Origin of the sequence: Daejeonella sp. (assembly GCF_049655485.1) — a bacterium.
Lineage (GTDB): Bacteria > Bacteroidota > Bacteroidia > Sphingobacteriales > Sphingobacteriaceae > Daejeonella.
Genome location: NZ_JBASJU010000407.1, coordinates 1 through 4,260, shown reverse-complemented (window position 1 = coordinate 4,260; position 4,260 = coordinate 1). Strand labels below are relative to the sequence as shown.

Here is a 4,260-nt window from a genome sequence, read left to right as displayed (position 1 = left end):
CCACTTGCACGCAGATGTCCGTGAACATCCACAATGCCGGGCATAATAGTTTTGCCGGTACCATCAATTATTTTCGCCCCAGCGGGGACATTCACGTTTGCGCCTATTGAAACGATTTTGTTTTTATCAATCACAATTGTCCCATTTTCGATGACATCATCGCCTTTCATGCTAATGATACGTGCCCCGGTGATAGCAATAATTCCTTCGGGAATATCCGATTTTAGCTTAAGCCCTATATTAACCCCAGCAGTATCGTTTTTAGCGGATTTGTCCGCAGCACCTTCTAAGAAAGGAAATACCGTATTAATATCTTTAGAATAATAACGTGGGCCGAGTGTCCAATGCAGTTTTTGTGAATCCTTGCTCCAGTGCACATAGGTGCCGGCATCTTTCGTGATTTTTGAAAGAGGAATAGCCTTATTATTCGCCGATAAGTCCATAGCCGAACCGGTAGTAGTCAGAGGAGTGATATATACGTTGAAAAGTTCCGAAAATGCGATCCATTTCCCATCAGGGCTTGGGGAAAATATATTTGCATATTGCGAGGTATAGTGCGTCCGAACTGTCCCGCCATTTAAATCGACACTCTTTAGCGCTTTTTTACCCGCTTCACCGCTCTGAAACCAGATTCGGCTGTCATCCGCATTAAACATGGGACGTATACCATTGTTCAAAATTAGCTTTGGCTTACCGCCTTCAGCTGGCATCACATATATTCCCGGATTCTTACCAAAAGCGAAGCCCAAAACCTCATTGCCTGTACCTTTTCTAAACACTATTTTATCACCTTTGCCCGAATATTTGGGCCCGTAGTAGTAACCCTTTTCAGTAGTTAACTTAGTTACTATTTGGGTTTGCAAATCCACTTTGTTGATGGAACCTCTTTGTTCATCATTCCAGCTTACAAAAACAATCGACTTCCCGTCCGGGCTAAATTCCGGTTCAAATTCAAAGTCCGTTCCTGTGCTGATCCTTGTCGGGATGCCATCCGGAAGTACCTTTGTATAGATATACCCCGCAGCATTGAAAGCGATCATTTTGCCATCCGGGGAAGTGCTCAGCTGGCGGATCATCTTCACATCGAACTCATCCCGATAGACTTTTTGCTCAAAATGCAGAGCTTCTGTTATTGAGAGTGTGGCGTTGATATCAAACGGGATATCGTTGACATACTCCGTTAGTATTTCGAGGTTTTTAAACTTCCCGTTTGCATAAAAGATGATGTTCTTACTATCAGGGGTCCATGCAAAATTCGGATACAGTCCAAATATTGCCCAGGCTTCCTGCTGATCATGCGAAAGATCCTCATAAACGGGCCATTCTTCACCAGTTTCCAAATCCTGAAGGAAAAGAACCGATTTCAAACGAACACGCTTAACAAAAGCCAGAAGCTTTCCGTCGGGCGAAATTTGCGGCCTTACAGCCCCGCCATCCCCGCCAGCAACAGTTTCAATTTCCCCAGTCTGCCGGTTTAACCTACGGATATTATAGATCTCACTATTGGGATCTTTATTATATTGAAAGGTGGGGCCAGGACTCACATCTTCAGAAAAATACACGTATTTTCCATCGGGAGATACCTCTGGTTCACCAGCATCCTGCTGATCGTTTTTGCGTTTTGTAAGCTGCACGCCATCGCCGCCGCCGATATGGTACATCCACATTTCACCAGCTCCCAGCGAGCGGGAACTCGTAAAATGTTTCCTGGCAATCAGGTATTGGTTATCTGGCGTCCAAACCGCGTTATTAAGCAATCGAAAAGTTTCTTTAGTGATTGCTTTTTTGCCTGAGCCATCGGTGTTCATCATCCAAATGTTATCACCGCCATCTTTATCGCTGGTATAAGAAATGAATTTCCCATTCGGGCTAAACCTGGGCTGAACTTCGGAAGCGAGTCCGCCTGCCAGTAGTGTGGCCTTTCCCCCTGTAACAGGGATTTTGTATATGTCACCCAGCATATCGAAAACAATCTCCTGCCCATCAGGGCTAAGGTCCAGATTCATCCAGGTCCCTTCATTTGTTTGAAAAGAGAACGATTTTGTTGGTCCGGAGGGCTTCTCAATATTCCATTTTGGGTTTTGCTGGGCAAAAAGTGAGGATGATATAATGCTTAATGCAATAAACAGGGATTTCTTCATGTATTTCAAAAATTGAGTCGCAATTTAATAATTAGAGAATTAGCAAATGAGTAAATGAGGAAATTAGTAAATTAGGAATTGAGGAAATTAGCAAATGAGTAAATTAGCAAATTGACTAATCTCTAATTTGCTCATTCTCTAATTTCTATGACTATCCATCAGATCCTGCACCATTACTGGGGCTTTACCAAATTCCGCCCGCTGCAGGAAGAGATTATCCAATCCGTTCTGGACGGGCACGACACCTTAGCCCTCATGCCTACCGGCGGCGGGAAATCAGCATGTTTCCAGGTTCCGGCATTGGTAAAACCGGGAATTTGTATTGTGGTGTCGCCATTGATTGCGCTGATGAAAGACCAGGTGGAGAACCTGAAGGAGAAGGGCATCAAAGCCATCGCTATCATATCAGGCATGGGGAAAAGAGAAGTTGATATCGCGCTCGACAATTGTATTTACGGTGATTTTAAATTCCTTTATCTTTCTCCCGAACGGCTGCTTTCCGACCTGGTGCGCGAACGGATCAGGCATATGAATGTGAATTTGATTGCTATAGATGAAGCTCATTGTATCTCTCAGTGGGGTTATGATTTCCGGCCCCCTTATCTCCATATCTCTGAATTACGCCAGCTTCATCCTAAGGTACCGGTTCTGGCTTTAACAGCAACTGCAACCGAAGAGGTGGCTAGGGACATCCAGGAAAAACTCAAATTCAGGAACGTCAACGTTTTCAGAAAATCATTTGAAAGGAAGAATCTCGGATATCTGGTTTATAACGAAGAAAATAAGCTGCGCAAGCTTTATTCAATTGCAAGAAATGTAAAGGGAAGCGGAATTGTCTACGTCAGAAACAGGCGGGAAACTCAGGAAATTGCGCGGCAACTTAATCTTGAAGGGATTTCTGCCGAATACTACCATGCCGGCCTCGACAGCACCCTCCGGAATAAAAAGCAAATGTTGTGGAAGAGTTCTCAGACCAGGGTGATGGTTGCTACCAATGCTTTCGGGATGGGGATAGACAAAGCAGATGTGAGGTTTGTAGTACATCTCGACCTTCCGGAGAGCCTGGAAGCGTATTATCAGGAAGCGGGCCGGGCTGGCCGTGATGAGAAAAAGGCCTATACCGTATTGCTATACAATAATGCAGATAAAAACCGGCTTATAAAGAAGCTGGAACAAAGTTATCCCTCCGTTCAGGAAATTAAGCAAGTCTATCATCATCTTGGCAACTACTTTCAACTTGCTTATGGAGCTGGAGAGGGACTAACCCTGGAAATTGACATTGCAGATTTTTGTAATCGTTTTAAGCTCGACGCGATAAAAACCCTCAATGCCCTTAAATTCCTGGAGCACGATGAATATATCGCCTTGAGCGAAACAGTCTTTTTACCGTCCAGGGTGCAGATAATAATAGGACAGGAGGATATTTACAGGTTCCAGGTAGAGCAGCCTGCCTTTGATTCATTTATTAAGATCCTTCTGCGTTCATATGGAGGTTTGTTCGATCAGTTTGTGGCTATTAAAGAAAGTGATCTTGGTAAACGGCTTTCCATGAATAAAGTTGAGGTATCCCGGATGCTCCGTAAACTCGAAGAAATGGAAATTCTCAATTATGCTGAACAAACCGACAAGCCACATATTACCTTTCTAAAACAGCGTCTCGATGATCAGCACCTGCAGATTAATGCCCGCTACCTGGCGGACCGCCATAAAATCAATAAGCAGCAAATTGAGTCTGTTATAGCCTATGCCGAAACTTTTAAATGCAGGAGCCAGCAGCTCCTAAGCTATTTCAACGAAATACATGCGCCCGAGTGCGGCGTCTGCGATGTCTGTATCGAAAACAAGCGAAAACGCAAAAAAGAACCTGTTAGGGATGAGATTATTAAAGATATCCTCGACGCGTTGAGTAGTAATTCCATGCTGCTGGATGATCTGGTGAATTCTATCAATTCGGGTAATGATAAAGAGAAGCTTGAGATGATACGAGTGTTGCTGGATGCTGGAACGATCAAGGCTAATGGGGAGTATTATTATGTTTCTTAACAATGGGCCCCTTTTGTGCTCCCGAGCATAGCCCGGCAATCTTAGGTGTTCAAAAGATTGCTTCGTCGTGCCTCCT

At 44.1% G+C, this 4,260-nt stretch carries 2 protein-coding genes; one reads left to right on the top strand and one right to left on the bottom strand.

The features are described from left to right. Positions 1–2,141: amidohydrolase family protein (locus tag WBJ10_RS16490; RefSeq protein WP_424292272.1), on the bottom strand; the 2,141-nt coding region annotated here is incomplete at its 3' end. A 147-nt stretch (positions 2,142–2,288) separates the two neighbouring features. Here WBJ10_RS16490 and WBJ10_RS16485 point away from each other — a divergent pair. Beyond that, the gene (locus WBJ10_RS16485; RefSeq protein WP_424292270.1) at positions 2,289–4,184 is read left to right on the top strand and encodes a RecQ family ATP-dependent DNA helicase; all 1,896 of its coding nucleotides are present in this window, start codon (positions 2,289–2,291) and stop codon (positions 4,182–4,184) included. Positions 4,185–4,260: the final 76 nt, after the last annotated feature.